The following is a 14,016-nucleotide window of genomic DNA, read 5'->3' on the forward strand; positions in this document are numbered from 1 at the left end:
CCGGTCCCGTCGCGACGCGTACGTCATGCGCCGGCGATCCGGAAGCCACCGTTACCAGCCGAGAGCTCCGACCAGCCCGGTCGCGAGCACCGAGATGACGACGGTCCACACCACGATGGCGATCGCCTGCCAGAACAGGACCCGCTCCGTCCTGACGCCGGACGCCGCGAAGAACGTGGCCGTGAGCTGTGTGGGAAGGGCAAGTGGGGCCAGGAGGCTCGCGCCTGGCACACCGAACCGGGAGAGCCAGCCCTGCAGACGCCGCTGCCCCTTCGCGCGCCTGGCCGACGGCGCTGCGGCTGCAGAACCTGCCGACCCATCCCCGCCTCCTCGACCGGCTACGACCTTCTCGCGGACACGTGAACTGATGGTGACGACGGCGAGCACGCTCAGGAAGTTGCCGATTATGGCAGCAACGGCCGCCATGACCGGGTTGATTCCGAGGAGGATACCGATACCGGCAGCACCCTCGCCTTCGACGTAGGGGATCATGCCGGCGACGGCAACGCCCAACGGCTGCACGATCTCGGGTAACTCCTGCACCCACTCCTGCACTCCCTCATAGGGGTTGTTCATTGTGCTCTGTTCTCCTTCGTGGTCCCGGCGGGGAGCACTGGTTGCCCCACCGCCCCATAGCACTTTATTAGTGCGGCGTCAAGAGCGTCTTGCCGGGTTGGATTATTCCATGTGCTGACCATTGAAGAGCCTGTTCCGAGAACAGAGTCAAGACCTCCTGCTCCTCAGGGTGACCGTCAGGGGGCCCGGACGGCCAGCCTGAGAAGTCGATCGTCCTCATCGGAGGGGTCTCCGCGCCCGTCAGTGTTGCCGGTGAGGATCCAGAGGTCGCCGTCGGGTCCGACGGCGACGTCGCGAAGCCTGCCGTAGTCGCCAGTGAAGTAGTCCATCGATCGTCCGGGCTCGGAGGCCGGCACGGTGCGCAGCACCTCCCCGCGGAGGTTGGCGATGTACAGGGTGCCGTCGAGGGAGGTCATGCCACTGGGGCTCGCGATTCCGGGGGCCCACTGCTGGACGGGGTCGGTGAAGCCCGCTTCGCCGGCCCTGCCCTCGACGGCGGGCCAGCCATAGTTGGCACCGGGCGTGATGACGTTCAGTTCGTCCCAGGTGTTCTGCCCGAACTCGGTGGCGAACATCGTGCCGTCGTCCGACCAGGCCAGACCCTGGGGGTTGCGGTGCCCGTAACTGTAGGTGAGCGAGCCGGGGAACGGGTTGTCGTCCGGGGCGTCGCCATCAGGAGTCATGCGGAGGATCTTCCCCCCGAGCGAGGCGCGGTCCTGGGCGGTGTCGGGCCGGCCTGCGTCGCCGGTCGTGGCATACAGCATTCCGTCCGGGCCGAAGGCGAGACGGCCGCCGTTGTGGTAGCTCGCCACCGGAATGCCGTCGAGGAGTGTCTCCGGCTCCCCCAGTTCGAGGCCGCCGGGAGTCCCGCCGAGGGCGAAGCGCTGGATCCGGTTGCCGTCCGCGGCCGTGGAGTAGACATAGAGCTGCCGGCCGTCGTCGACCGCCAACCCGAGCAGGCCACCTTCCCCCGCTCCGGCGACGCCCTCGACCGTTCCTGCGACGCGGCTCGACCCGTCGTCGAGGACCTCGAGGATCCTGGCGCTGTCCCGCTCGCTCACAAGGATCGCCTTGCCGGCGAACACCACCGACCATGGCGCGTCGAGACCCCGGACGACGGTGGCCGGCGCCGCCGTCGTCCGGCCCTGGGAGGGGGTCCCGCCCCCCGGGACCGGCTGGTTCGGGGTGCCGGGTCCACTGCAGGAGGTGATGAGCACCGCAGCGCTGAGACCGACCACGGCGAGGACCCTCCGGTGCGTGCAGTGGATGGTCACGGTGGTCCTCCTGCCGGGGTGGATGGAACTCGTACGGCGGACGGGGGGGCCGGTCCTGCGCGCCACGGGTCGATCGTAACGGGCCGGCCGGCCGCTGAGGGACCCGCCGTCTCGTCCCGGGTCAGGAGACGCGGGCGAGCCAGGCCTCGAGCGCGGCCCGGACGAATTCCGCGCCGCCCTGTCCGCCGTAGTTCGCGGCGAACCGTGGGTCCTGGACGTACATGTCCCCGAGTCCCCTGATGTACTCGGGCAGGAGCGCGCCGTCCTCGTCCTGCGGAAGTCCCGGCATCGCGGACAGCCAGGCGACATGACGCCCGGCCAGCTTCTGGGCCTCGTCCGCGCTCGGGGGGACACCGCGGGCCGCGGCATCGGTCCAGCCTGCGTTGAGCTCGGCAACTTCCCTCCCGAACGCTTCCCTCTCCGCGTCGCTCCTACTCCGCCACCAGGTATCGCCCCGGGCGTAGGCGTCGTGGCCCCACCGCTCCTCGACCTCCTCCCGATAGCGCGTGTGGTCGAATCCGTCGAACATCTTCTCGGGCATGGGTTCCTCTCCCCTTTCCAGCGCCTCAACCGTCGTGAGGACCGCGTCGATCTGGCGGTCGAGCCGTTGCTGCTCACCGCGGAGGTGGTCGAGGTGCGCCCGCAGGGCGGATGCCGGGGCAGCCTCGTCGCCGTCGTCGAGCACCGCCCGGATGGCCGGTATCGGCAGTCCGAGGGAGCGCAGCAGCAGGATTCGCTGCAGCCTGACGAGCGCCGGGGCGTCGTAGAACCGGTACCCGTTGGCGCCCACGCGGGACGGTTCCAGCAGGCCGACGTCACCGTAGTGGCGCAGTGTCCGGCTCGTGGTGCCGGCAAGCCGTGCCACGGTGGTGATCGGGTAGTCCACGTCGTCCTCCTCCCGCCTCCTCCCGCCGCACGGTGCGCCGGGTGGATTCAACAGTAGGAATTGACGTTGCGGAAGGGTCAAGCGGACCCTGGTGAGCGGCGGGGCGGGACGGGTCGCTCAGCTGTACCAGAACCATTGCGGCGGTCGCCACGACTCCGGGACGGCGTGCGCGTTGAAGGTGCCGCACTCGGAGCACGTGTAGCTCGCGCTCGCGGGGAGGAGATCGCTGGTGCTGTCGGCCTGACGTGCCGGCACGAACTCTTCGAAGATCAGGTAGTCGTCCGTACGGCACAGGGGGCAGCAAGGTGTTTCTTCGCTGGTCGGGGTGGCTGTGGCGGAGGTAGTGGTACGCAGGCTCCGCCCGTGATCGATAGTTGTCATGAGGTTCACCGTTTCCGTACCTGCAACCGACGCTGGGTGCAGATACCTGGGGTACGTATACGCCGAGGATAGACCTCTACTACTCGATGGGGAACCCTCCAACCCTACGTAATCACGCGGATGGCGGGAACGGCTGGCACAATGGCCGCATGACCATCAGGGCCCCCAGATCCGCGGCGGCGCTTCCGCCGGAGCAGGCCGCACCCCTGCGCCGGGCGCTCAGCGGGAGCGCGGATGTCACCGTGTTCGTGGACGGCACCGCGCACCGGCTTCCCGGGGAGGCCCAGGCCGCCGTCGTCGACCTTCTCGCCCGCCTGTCCGACGGCGACGCCGTCCAGGTGACCTCCGTCGCCGAACTGCTCACCACCTCCCAGGCGGCCGAGCTCGCCGGCATCTCGCACAGCTACCTGCGCAAGCTCACCGACGCCGGCACGCTCCCCGTGGAGTACCGCGGATCCCACCGACGCCTGCGCCGCGCCGACGTCGAGGACTGGCTGCGCAGCCAACTGCGCCGGACGGACCCACCGGCCGAGGCGCGTAGCGACGCGTAGCAGTGTCGCCAGGGGGATCCTAGGACTGCTCGAAGCGGGGTCGTGAGCGCCACCTGCCGGCCTTGAGCGCAAGGTGCAGTTCCAGGCGTACCGGTCCTGCGAGCGGGTCCGCGCCGATGATCGAGCGGATCTTCGTCAGCCGGTTGTAGACGCTGCTGCGGTGCAGGTGGAGCTGTTCGGCGACCTCCTGCACCGAGCCGTTCTTGTCGTACAGCAGTTCGAGGACCGGCAGGAGTTCCTCGAGGCGGTCCGCATCGCACAACTCGTCGAACCGCACGCTGCCGTGCGCCGGGGCCTGCCAGCCCACGGCGCCCAGGAACTGGTAGACGCCAATCTCGGCGAACGCCGACACCCGGCCCAACTGGGGATCCACCGCGCCGGCCTGGGCCGCGTGCTGGGCCTGACGGAAGGCGCCGGCGAAGTCCCGCGGGTCTGCGGCGGGCTCGCTGAGGCCGAGGACGAACCGGCCCGCGGGACGCCCCGCCCGCTTGGCCACCCCGACCCGGCACCGGTCCACCACCTGTTGCAGCGCGCTGCGGCCCACGCCTGCCTCGCACAACAGGACGAAGTGGGTGGACGCGCCGGCGCTGAACAGGACGGGCTCGACGCCGACCGTCGCCTGCAGAGCAACGGTGCGCTGGAGCAGGGCGGCCTCCTGGGGGTCCTCCCTCCCGGCGCGGGCCGACGACTCGGACAGCTCGTGGACGAGGGCCACCCGCCACGGCCCGTGCCCCCCGAGCTCACGCCAGCCGCGCAGATCCTCCACCGCGGCGGCGACCCCACGGCACGCGGCGAGGAACGTGGCTTCCCGCTGCGTACGCCGCTCGGAGGACGCCGTATCCGTCTCGAGCAGCCGTTCCGCGAGGCGGTCGATGGTCGGCCGGACCGCGGGCAGGGCGGCAAGGATGCCCCGAGCGGGATCCTCGCTCGAGTGCTGCTGCACCCACAGGTAGCCCACGCGGAAGCCCCGCACGAGGAGGGGGACGCACACCCGCCCCAGCATCCCGAGGTCCTCGTTCGCGGGCACGACGACCGGGCGGACGGCCTGGGCGATCCCGTGGCGGAGCTGCCATTCGCTCACGTCGGCCGGCACCTTCTTGCTCAGCAGGAAATTGACCCGGACGCGGTCGGCGGAGGTCTGGTGGCTGCTGTACGCGAGGAGGACGCCGTCGGGATCCTCGAGGGACAGCCCGCGCCCGAGGGTCTGCGCGAGCGACTCGACGAGGTCCTCGATCTGCTGGTTCTGCACAGCCCAACAGTAGGTGGAGCCGGTCACCCCGGGCGACATTTGCCGCTTCCGAACTCGACATTTGTCGATAGCCGCTTCGGGTCCGATCTGCTAGTGGTCCAGCTCACATTCGACTGCACGCCCGCGGTGATGGGCTTCCGCAGCCGTACACCCCGCACCGGTGCGCGTACGACCCGCTGGACCACCGGAAGAGCCCGTGGGCCCGCCCGCGCCGGTTCCCTATTCTGGAGCTACCCAGTCCGCCCGATCGAACCCGTGGAGAACCCAATGATCATCGGCGTCCCCAAAGAAGTGAAGAACAACGAGTTCCGCGTCGCCATCACGGCGTCCGGCGTGCACGAGTTCCGGGCCCATGGACACACCGTGCTCGTGGAACGCGGCGCCGGCGTCGGTTCGAACATCACGGACACGGAATACGAGGCGGCGGGCGCCGAGCTCGTCGACGCCGCCGACGACGTGTGGGGCCGCGCGGACATGGTGCTGAAGGTCAAGGAGCCCATCGCCGCCGAGTACCACCGCTTCCGCCAGGGACTCATCCTGTTCACCTACCTCCACCTCGCGGCGGAGCCCGAACTGACCCGCGCACTGGTGGACGCCGGCGTCGTCGCGATCGCCTACGAGACGGTCCAGGACGGCCGCGCCCTGCCCCTGCTCGCCCCGATGTCCGAGGTGGCCGGCCGCCTCTCCGTCCAGGTCGGCGCGCAGGTGATGACCGCCCCCGCCGGGGGGCCCGGGCTGCTGCTCGGCGGCGTCGCCGGTGTCCGCCCCGCCAAGGTCGTGGTCCTCGGGGCCGGCGTCGCGGGCACCAACGCGACGGCGATGGCGGTCGGCACGGGAGCCGAGGTCACCATCCTCGACATCAACATCGCGCGCCTGCGGGAAATCGACGCCCTCTACGCCGGACGCGTCAAGACGGTTGCCTCCAACTCCCTGGAGATCGAGACGTCCGTCCTCGACGCGGACCTGGTGATCGGCTCCGTCCTGATCCCCGGCGCCCGGGCCCCGAAGCTCGTCACGAACGAGCTCGTCGCCCGGATGAAGCCGGGCAGCGTCCTCGTGGACATCGCGGTGGACCAGGGCGGGTGCTTCGAGGACTCCCGCGTGACCACGCACGAGGACCCCACCTTCACGGTGCACGGATCGCTCTTCTACTGTGTGGGCAACATGCCCGGCGCCGTCCCGAACACGTCGACCTACGCGCTGACCAATGTCACGCTGCGGTACGCGGTGGCCCTCGCCGACCGGGGGGTGCGTGCAGCCTTCGAAGCGGACCCCTCGCTGGCCCGTGGGCTTAACGTCGCGTCGGGGCGGGTGGCGCACCACTCGGTGTCCGAGGCGCACGGCCTGGAGCTGGCGACGGACTGGTCGGCCCTGGTCTAGGACTGCCAGGCATCGCTGCGGGCGCCCGCCCGGTCAGGTGCCTCGGGGCGGGTACGCGGCGTGGACCTGTTCGATCATCCGCACGACGTCGAGGGCCTCCTCCGCCGGGACGGGCGGTGGCGCGTCCCCGTGGATGGCCGCGACGAGCCCGGCGTAGAAGTCCGGGTACCGGCCGGGGCCGACATCGAGCGCCCGGGCATCCCCGTCGCGCCCCGCCCGGCCCCGGATCGGTACCACCTGGGCGTCGGCCGCGTCCGCGACGCCGTCCGGCGGCACGCCCGCCGCGAGCAGTTCCTCCTGCGGGTCCGTGCCTGTGATCTCCAGTCCGCCTTGCGCCCCTATGACGCGGAAACGGGGCCGGGCGAGCGGCGCGAGGGTCCCCGCGTGCAGATGACTGCTGACCCCGCCGTCGTGCCGCAGGACGAGGAACGCCGCGTCCTCGGCCGCGCCCCCGCGGTCGTTGCGCAGTTCGGCATGCACGAGGGACGCCGGCCCGAAGAGGGTGAGCGCCTGGTCGATCAGATGCGAGCCGAGGTCGTAGAGCACGCCCCCGCCGTCGGCCGGGCCGGCGTCGCGCTTCCACGGCTTCCCACTCGAGGGCTTCCATGCTTCCATCGCCGACTCGAACACGCGGATGTCGCCGAGGGACCCCGATGCGACCGCTTCCTGCACCGCCAGGAAATCCCCGTCCCACCGTCGGTTGTGGAACGGGACGAGGAGCCTGCCGGCGGAGCGCGCTGCGACGATGAGCCGCTCGCCGTCGTCGGCGTGCACCACGAGGGGCTTGTCGACCACCACGTGCAGGCCCCGCCCGAGGGCCTCCATGGCCAGCCGCGCGTGGGTGGCATGGGGCGTGGCGATGACGGCCAGGTCAAGATCGGGAACGGCTCGGAGCGCGTCGTCGAGGGTTGCTGCCACCGGGACACCGGGGTAGGCGTCCCGTGCGGCCTCCCGACGTTCGGGGCTCGGCGTGACGACGACGGCGAGGTCCAGTCCGGGGTCGTGCCGGATCAGCGGTGCGTGGAAGACGGTGCCGCCGTGGCCGAGGCCGATCAGCACCGTACGGATGGGCCGGCGCGGCATCGGACCCATGTGCGTCAGGACGGGTCGAAGTGGGCGCGGGGCACGATGCCGTTCAGCCCGGCGACCATCCCCGCAGCGAGCACGCGGAGCTTCACGTTGCGGGAGTTCGAGGCCCGGCGCATCTTGTCGAACGCGTCCTTCTGCGAGCAGTTGTCCTGGCCCATGATGATCCCGACGGCGAGGTCGATCTCGGTGCGCGTCTGCAGCACGGCATGAAGGTCCTCCGCGGTCGCGGCATGCTGCGCCACGCGCACGGAGAGCTTCAGGGCCCGCGACGCCTGGACCGCGAAGGCGCGGGCCACCCGCCGGTAGTCCTCGGTGAACACTGAGGCATCCTCGGCGTACAGGTTGAGGGCCGCCCGGGCCTGCCCCTCGAGGTCCAGAGGCAGGCAGAACATGGCACCGACCCCGTTCCGCGTGATGTGTTCCATGAACTCCGGCCAGCGCGCCTCGGCGCGGGCATCGGCGATGAACACCTCGTCCTGCACGCGCAGGGCATGCAGGCACGGGCCGTCATCGTGGTCGTACTGCACCTCGTCCATGGCCCTGGCCTTCGCCCCGCTGCTGCCGACGGTGAACTGCTCGTGGGCGGAGCGCTGCAGGGTGATGCCGCAGTAGGTGTCACCGTCCGTGCCGAGCGTCTCGGCGGTGAACTCTGCCAGTTCCTGCAGGAAAGACTGGACGTCCGGGTGGTCCACGAGCAGGTCCTGGAGCCGCGCGGCGGCCGCCTCGGACGGAAGGGGATCGACGACGTCGGCCACGACATGGAGGCGCAGGTCGGGCGCGGTCTCGTTGTCGACGGCCTCACGGGAGTCGGACATCTCCTCGGACACCTCCTCCACGCTCCCCCAGATTCGCTCGACCGCCGGCGGACACCGGCACTTGCCAGTCTACAAGGGCCCGGACGCGGTACGGCTGTGATCGGCGTCCGCCGCCAGGGCGGAGACGAGCACACGCCACGACGCGGCCAGGCGGGCGTTCGACATGCCCCGGTGCTCCTGCAGGTACAGCAGCAGTCCCGCATTGAGGAACGCGGACAGCTGGTACGCGCCCAGCTCCGGATCCGGCACCTGCAGGCCACGCAACAGGACGGACAGGTGCAGGCGCGTGAGCTGCTGCGTCGGGTGGTCGAGGTCCGGGCCGCCCCGCTGCTCGGCCGCCCGGAGGATCTGCCCGTCGAGTCGCATGCGCTCGATGCTCGCATCGCCGAAGGCGATCAGCCGCTCGAGCGGTGGCGCCCCCGGGCCCAGGGGAGGAGGGCCGGCCATGAAGGCGTGCTGGAAGGATCGCCCGGCCTCGTCCGCGAGCGCCTGCATGAGGCCTGCCCTGTTGCCGAACCTCCGGAAGACGGTGCCCTTGCCCACCCCCGCGCGTCGCGCCACGGCGTCCGTGGTCAAGCGGTCGGGGCCGCAGGTCGCGACGATCTCGGCCGCGGCCTCGAGGATGAGACGGCGGTTGCGGGCCGCGTCGGTCCGCTCTCCGTCGTCGCCGGTGACCCGGAGCACATCCTCGCCCTGCATGCCGCAAGTATAGCGGCGGAATAAAACGGACCGCAGTCCGCTTGACGAGGGAGAAGCGCTTGTCGTAGTACCGAACGCCCGGCCGAAAGGCCCCAGAGTACTTGGGAGAAACCATGTCCACCACGATCCTCACCCTCATCGGCAGCCTGCGCGAAGGGTCCATCAACCGCCGGCTCGCGGAGGCCGCCGCTGCTCACGCCCCCGAGTCAGTCGACGTCGTCACGTTCGATGCCCTGAACGACATCCCGTTCTACAACGAGGACATCGACAACGACGCCGACCGCCCCCAGGCCGCCGACGCCCTGCGCGCCGCGGCAGCCGACGCTGACGCCGTCCTGCTCGTCTCCCCCGAGTACAACGGCAGCATGCCCGCGGTGCTGAAGAACGCCATCGACTGGCTCTCGCGCCCCTACGGCGCCGGCGCCCTCTCGGGCAAGCCCTCCGCCGTGATCGGGTCCGCGTTCGGCCAGTACGGCGGGGTGTGGGCCCACGACGAGGCCCGCCGCGCCCTCGGTGTCGCCGGCGCCACGGTGCTCGACGACGCCAGGCTCTCCATCGGCAGCTCGATCACGCGCTTCGCCGAGATCCACCCGAAGGACGACGCCGAGGTCTCCGGCCTCGTCACCGGCGTGCTGTTGGCCCTCGCCGGCGCAGCCACCCCTGTCGCGGCCTGACCTGACGCACCCCGAAGACGACAGGACGTCGGCGCATCGCGCACCGGCGTCCTGTCGTGTCCCTGCTGGGGCCCCTCAGTGCCAGAGGCTGTCCGCCCAGGCGGCATCCCTCAGGTAGTCCCGCGCCGGCCCGATCTCCCAGAGCTGGCCCTGCGGCGCGAGGACGCCGTCGTTCTGCATCGCCTCGACCTCCTCCGACGAACAGCCGAGGGCCGCGGAGAGGTCGGCGTCGTCCCGGGCCAGCACGATGGTGTCCCTTGCGTTCATGGTGCAGTCCTTCGGTCGATGGGCGGGCCGGGTTACGGAGCGGTGCGCGAGGCGCGGGCCGGGAGGGCCAGCGGCTTCCAGCTCCGGGCGTACAGGCCCAATGCCGCCTCCTCGCGGGCGACGAAGCCGAGGCGGTTCAGCGTCATGTGCGCCTGATACACGGTCAGGTGCTGGGCGCTGCGGCTGACGCGCACCCTGTCCGCCCGGTAGAGGTAGGTGTCGAGTGCGCGGAACCAGCGCCGTCGCCAGTTCTGCACCGCGGATTCGGATGCCGTGGCGGCCATGAGGGCGTGGAAGCCGGGCGCCTTCGCAGCGACCTGCGCGGTCATCGCCTCGCGGACCCCCGGGGCACGCGGGCCGACGTCGGCCGTGCACGTGCGGAGGTGGCTGTCCCAGTAGAAGTCCCACGAGAGTCGCCGCCGGTCCGGCCATCCTGCGGAGCGGGGGCCGCGCATCATGCTCTGCGCGGAGTCGAAGAGGATCAAGGCCCCGAGCGCCGAACGGCTCTGCATGCGGGGGAAACGGTGGTTGGCCCAGAGCGCGAGTTCCGACCCGAGTTCGAAGACCTCTTCGGCGAGGTGCAGGCCCTCGACCCCGCCATATTTGACGAGGTTGGCCTCGAGCTGCGGGTCGGCCATCTCGCGGCCGCCGGAGTAGTAGGTGTTGCCGGTGGGAGCGGTGAAGTGCTGACGGACCACCAGCCGGGGCATGCTTCTCGCGTTGCGCGCCTGGAGCGACCGCTGGAAGGTGCGCAGGGGCTCCAGGACTCTTGGGTGGGCGTGGATGCTGAGTTTGATCTGGCCCACGATGCCCGTCGACGGGTCCTCGTACCGCGTGAAGTACCAGCGCTTGGCGCCGAGCGCCTGGGCCTGCGCCACCAGCGGGGTGACCAGTTCTTCGATGATGCCGTCCGCTGCATCGAAGCCACCCGTCGAGAGGGAGAGATGCCACCACTGAGTGCTGAGAGCTGTCCGTGAGGCGGTACGAACGGCGGTCAACTGGCTCATGGCTCTCTCCTTCAGGGTCTGCGATCATCCCCGCTGGGGCGGGCTCCGGGGTGCCTTCCGGGCATCGGCCCGGGGCTCCTCCTATTTCGGCCAGTCCCAGCTGCTCGCTGTCGGCTGACCCTTCGGCCAGTCCCAACTAGCTGCGCTGATGGTCTGGCCTGCCGGCAGGACAGCTCCCACGACGATCAACAGGCCTGCAGTTGCGCCGAATACCTTTTTCATGGCGATCCTTCCTTGCCCGTGTCCCGGGTGGTCGAGCTGTCCCCACACTGCCGATCGGCAGTGCCCGATCCATTGCGGAAGGCCCCCTCGGGACCTCCGGTGAACCGGCCTCATCAGAATGTCCGTCATCGGCGGGTAGTGTCCAGCAGTAGGAGTGGCCGTTTGCGGACATGGCGCGATCAGGACGCGGGGGCGCTCCGCCAGGATCCGGATCACCGGCATTCCGGCCCTGAAGCCGCGGAATCCCGGGGAAACCGGGGCTCCCGGGCGGACCGGATTGCCTGCTTCCCGGCTCTGTCATTAACTGGACATGTCATGTTTTTTGCACGCGATTTCACCGCTGGGGCAAGCGGTCGGGACAAGGAGCTCTCATGCTGGGTGCGACGTCGCTCGAGGTGTACCGGTACGCCGTCGGACACCCAGGCTGGACGCGCTCCGAGGCCTCCGAGGCCCTCGGGCTGACGCTGCGCCGTATCGACGACGCCGTCGGCGAGCTGTCCGACCGCCGGCTGCTCAGCCCGCAGGCCGGCAGCTCGGACGGGCTCATCGCGGTCTCCCCTGATGTCGCCCTCGCCGACCTGGTCGACGCGGACGAACGCGAGATGCAGGAGCTCAAGGCGCGCATCAGTGCCCAACGGCGTGAACTGTCCAGCCTGCTGCCCACCTTCCTCGACGCCCGCAAGCACGTCCTGGACAGCACGTCGGTGGAGACCCTCGAGGACCCGCACCTCATCCACCGGGTCCTCATCGATTACGGGCGCGACGTCACGGAAAAGGTCTACATCGCCCAGCCCGGCCAGGGGTCCACGGCGGACGTCCACGAGGAGAGCGTCCGGAAGGATCTCGAGCTCCTGGGGCACGGGGTCCGGCGCCGCACCCTGTACGACATCAGTACGCGCGACCACGTCCCGACCCGCAAGGCGGTCGGGGCGATCGCCGCGGGGGGCGGGGAGTTCGGCGTCCTTCCGTTCATCCCCCTGCGGATGCTCATCTTCGACGAGAAGCTGGCCCTGGTGGGCCGTCAGCTCACGCGGGATGACAAGGCCGCCCTGGTCATCAGGGACCACAGCCTGATCAACATCTTCACGCACCTGTTCGACATCGCATGGGAGCTCAGCGAATCGTTCCTCTGCCCGCAGGAGGTGGGGTCACCCCTGAGCGCGCTGCAGCGCTCCATCCTCCAGGGCCTCGCGAACGGGCTGTCCGACGAGTCGATCGCGCGGCGCCTGGACATCAACGTGCGGACCTGCCGCCGCCATATCGCGTGGATGCTGGAGACGCTGCGGGCGGACAGCCGCTTCCAGGCAGCCCTGAAAGCACGCGACGCCGGCTGGATCTGAGGTATTTTCACCTCCGGCAACACCTGTTGCCTGAGGGTGAACACCCCGCCTAGACTCTGGGCGTGACGTCCTCCAGCGAAACCCCGACCGATTTCCTGCCCGCAGAAACCGAAGCAGCCCTCGAACGCGCCGTCGATTCCGCCGCGCGCCATGACCGGCTCTTCTCGCTGCGCGCCGCCAACATCAAGCAGTCGGCGGTCCGCGACGTCTTCGACATCTCCATCCGCCCGGGCCTCGTGTCCCTCGCGGGCGGGAGCCCGTACCTGAAGTCCCTGCCCCTCGAGGACCTCGGCCGCACCGCCCAGACGATCATCGCCGAGCACGGGCTCGAGGCGCTGCAGTACGGCGGCGGCCAGGGCATGGACGAGCTCCGGCGGCTCGTCTGCGACGTGATGGCGGCCGAGGGCATCGAGGGTGCGAGTCCCGAAGACATCGTGATCACCACGGGCTCGCAGTCCGCGCAGGACGTCGCGGCGAAGGTCTTCTGCGATCCCGGGGACGTGATCCTCTGCGAGGACCCCACCTACGTGGGCGCCCTCAACACCTTCGAGGCGTACGAGGTCGACGTCGTCACCATCCCGATGGACGGCGCCGGGCTCATCCCGGACGAGCTCGAGCGCGTCATCACCGACCTCGAGTCGCAGGGACGATCCATCAAGCTGCTGTACACGATCCCCAGCTTCAACAACCCGAGCGGCATCACGATGGCCGCCGATCGCCGCCAGCGGGTCGTCGACATCTGCCGCGACCACAACATCCTCGTCCTCGAGGACAACCCCTACGGCATGCTGCGCTTCGACGGTGAGCCGTTGAAGCCCATGCGCGCGGACAACCCCGACGACGTCATCTACCTCGGCTCGTTCTCGAAGATCTTCGCGCCCGGTGTGCGGCTCGGCTGGGCCCTGGTGCCCAGACACCTCTACCGCCGGTTCTACCTCGCCTGCGAGGCCGTGGTGCTGTGCCCCTCCCCGCTCACCCAGATGCTCGTGAGCGCCTACCTCACCGAGTACGACTGGCGGGGGCACCTGGGCTCGATGCGCAGCCTCTACCGCGAGCGGTGCGACGCCATGCTGGGCGCGCTCGCCGAGGAGTTCCCGGACGGCGTCCACTGGACCACCCCGGACGGCGGCTTCTTCGTGTGGGTGACCCTCCCGGAGGGCATCGACACCTACCCCCTGCTCTACACGGCGATCGATGCCGGCGTCGTCTTCATCCCCGGCGCCGCGTTCACGCCCTCGGACGAGCCGTCGAACAAGCTCCGGCTGGCCTTCAGTGCCGTCTCCCCGGAGGACATCGTCGAGGGTGTCCGTCGCCTGGCGCCCATCCTGCGCGAGGCGATCGAGCAGAACAGGTAGGCCACGGCCCGGGTGGGCCTACCGGGGCGGGCGCCTCTGCTGGCGGAACGTCACGGCGAGGGAGATGAGGGCGGCGACGATCACGAGGATCGACAGCCGTGCCACGGCGCCGAGATCGGGGAAGATCCACTGCAGGACGCTCGACGCGAGGAAACCGATGAACACCACGAGCAGGAGCCGGCTCAGGGGGTAGCGGGCGCGCGGGCTCCTGCGCGGTTCCCCGCCGGGTAGCTGCTGGTCCATGGCCCCCA

The 14,016-nt window shown here is 70.1% G+C and carries 17 protein-coding genes; 5 read left to right on the forward strand and 12 right to left on the reverse strand.

Annotated elements, in window-relative coordinates:
• Positions 1-51: 51 nt before the first annotated feature.
• The 4 genes from ACX80F_RS10005 to ACX80F_RS10020 form a co-directional block, all read right to left on the reverse strand.
• Positions 52-576 carry a small multidrug efflux protein gene (locus tag ACX80F_RS10005; RefSeq protein WP_459336237.1) on the reverse strand — a complete coding sequence of 175 codons (525 nt, stop codon included), beginning with the start codon at positions 574-576 and terminating at the stop codon, positions 52-54.
• Between the two features lie 176 nt (positions 577-752).
• Positions 753-1,850, reverse strand: a complete 1,098-nt coding sequence (locus ACX80F_RS10010; RefSeq protein WP_459336238.1) for a PQQ-dependent sugar dehydrogenase — start codon at positions 1,848-1,850, stop codon at positions 753-755.
• 121 nt (positions 1,851-1,971) lie between these two features.
• Entirely contained in the window at positions 1,972-2,736 is a 765-nt protein-coding gene (locus ACX80F_RS10015; protein WP_459336239.1) for a MerR family transcriptional regulator, read from the reverse strand.
• Positions 2,737-2,853: 117 nt separating this feature from the next.
• Positions 2,854-3,117, reverse strand: a complete 264-nt coding sequence (locus ACX80F_RS10020; RefSeq protein WP_459336240.1) for a hypothetical protein — start codon at positions 3,115-3,117, stop codon at positions 2,854-2,856.
• Between the two features lie 149 nt (positions 3,118-3,266).
• On the opposite strand from ACX80F_RS10020, the gene ACX80F_RS10025 reads away from it, so the two are divergent.
• Complete coding sequence (locus tag ACX80F_RS10025) at positions 3,267-3,668, forward strand: helix-turn-helix domain-containing protein (protein ID WP_459336241.1); 402 nt, start codon at positions 3,267-3,269, stop codon at positions 3,666-3,668.
• Positions 3,669-3,687: 19 nt separating this feature from the next.
• Here ACX80F_RS10025 and ACX80F_RS10030 read toward each other — a convergent pair whose 3' ends face one another.
• On the reverse strand, positions 3,688-4,917 hold the full coding sequence (locus tag ACX80F_RS10030) for a PucR family transcriptional regulator (protein ID WP_459336242.1): 1,230 nt from the start codon (positions 4,915-4,917) through the stop codon (positions 3,688-3,690).
• Between the two features lie 267 nt (positions 4,918-5,184).
• Here ACX80F_RS10030 and ald point away from each other — a divergent pair, with 267 nt between their 5' ends.
• Positions 5,185-6,297 (forward strand): alanine dehydrogenase, encoded by a 1,113-nt coding sequence (gene ald, locus ACX80F_RS10035; protein ID WP_459336316.1) that lies wholly within the window; start codon positions 5,185-5,187, stop codon positions 6,295-6,297.
• A 33-nt stretch (positions 6,298-6,330) separates the two neighbouring features.
• On the opposite strand, the gene ACX80F_RS10040 is transcribed toward ald, so the two are convergent.
• From ACX80F_RS10040 to ACX80F_RS10050, 3 genes are all read right to left on the reverse strand, one after another.
• Positions 6,331-7,380, reverse strand: coding sequence for a Gfo/Idh/MocA family protein (locus ACX80F_RS10040; RefSeq protein WP_459336243.1), 1,050 nt, complete (start codon positions 7,378-7,380; stop codon positions 6,331-6,333).
• 14 nt (positions 7,381-7,394) lie between these two features.
• Positions 7,395-8,201, reverse strand: a complete 807-nt coding sequence (locus ACX80F_RS10045) for a GAF and ANTAR domain-containing protein (protein ID WP_459336244.1) — start codon at positions 8,199-8,201, stop codon at positions 7,395-7,397.
• A 69-nt stretch (positions 8,202-8,270) separates the two neighbouring features.
• Positions 8,271-8,900, reverse strand: a complete 630-nt coding sequence (locus ACX80F_RS10050; RefSeq protein ID WP_459336245.1) for a TetR/AcrR family transcriptional regulator — start codon at positions 8,898-8,900, stop codon at positions 8,271-8,273.
• 113 nt (positions 8,901-9,013) lie between these two features.
• On the opposite strand from ACX80F_RS10050, the gene ACX80F_RS10055 reads away from it, so the two are divergent.
• A complete protein-coding gene (locus ACX80F_RS10055; RefSeq protein ID WP_459336246.1) occupies positions 9,014-9,574 on the forward strand; it encodes an NAD(P)H-dependent oxidoreductase in 561 nt (186 codons plus the stop codon).
• A 75-nt stretch (positions 9,575-9,649) separates the two neighbouring features.
• On the opposite strand, the gene ACX80F_RS10060 is transcribed toward ACX80F_RS10055, so the two are convergent.
• From ACX80F_RS10060 to ACX80F_RS10070, 3 genes are all read right to left on the reverse strand, one after another.
• The gene (locus tag ACX80F_RS10060) at positions 9,650-9,841 is read right to left on the reverse strand and encodes a hypothetical protein (protein WP_459336247.1); all 192 of its coding nucleotides are present in this window, start codon (positions 9,839-9,841) and stop codon (positions 9,650-9,652) included.
• A gap of 32 nt (positions 9,842-9,873) precedes the next feature.
• Positions 9,874-10,848 carry a lantibiotic dehydratase C-terminal domain-containing protein gene (locus ACX80F_RS10065; protein ID WP_459336248.1) on the reverse strand — a complete coding sequence of 325 codons (975 nt, stop codon included), beginning with the start codon at positions 10,846-10,848 and terminating at the stop codon, positions 9,874-9,876.
• Between the two features lie 81 nt (positions 10,849-10,929).
• Positions 10,930-11,070: a hypothetical protein gene (locus ACX80F_RS10070; RefSeq protein WP_459336249.1), complete on the reverse strand. Its 141-nt coding sequence runs from the start codon at positions 11,068-11,070 to the stop codon at positions 10,930-10,932.
• Between the two features lie 371 nt (positions 11,071-11,441).
• Here ACX80F_RS10070 and ACX80F_RS10075 point away from each other — a divergent pair, with 371 nt between their 5' ends.
• Together ACX80F_RS10075 and ACX80F_RS10080 are read left to right on the forward strand one after the other, a co-directional pair.
• A complete protein-coding gene (locus tag ACX80F_RS10075; protein ID WP_459336250.1) occupies positions 11,442-12,410 on the forward strand; it encodes a helix-turn-helix transcriptional regulator in 969 nt (322 codons plus the stop codon).
• A gap of 62 nt (positions 12,411-12,472) precedes the next feature.
• The gene (locus tag ACX80F_RS10080) at positions 12,473-13,765 is read left to right on the forward strand and encodes an aminotransferase-like domain-containing protein (RefSeq protein WP_459336251.1); all 1,293 of its coding nucleotides are present in this window, start codon (positions 12,473-12,475) and stop codon (positions 13,763-13,765) included.
• Between the two features lie 18 nt (positions 13,766-13,783).
• Here the strand turns inward: ACX80F_RS10080 and ACX80F_RS10085 are convergent, their stop codons facing one another.
• Positions 13,784-14,008, reverse strand: a complete 225-nt coding sequence (locus tag ACX80F_RS10085; protein ID WP_459336252.1) for a hypothetical protein — start codon at positions 14,006-14,008, stop codon at positions 13,784-13,786.
• Between the last annotated feature and the right edge of the window lie 8 nt (positions 14,009-14,016).

The organism is Arthrobacter sp. TMS2-4, assembly GCF_054511075.1.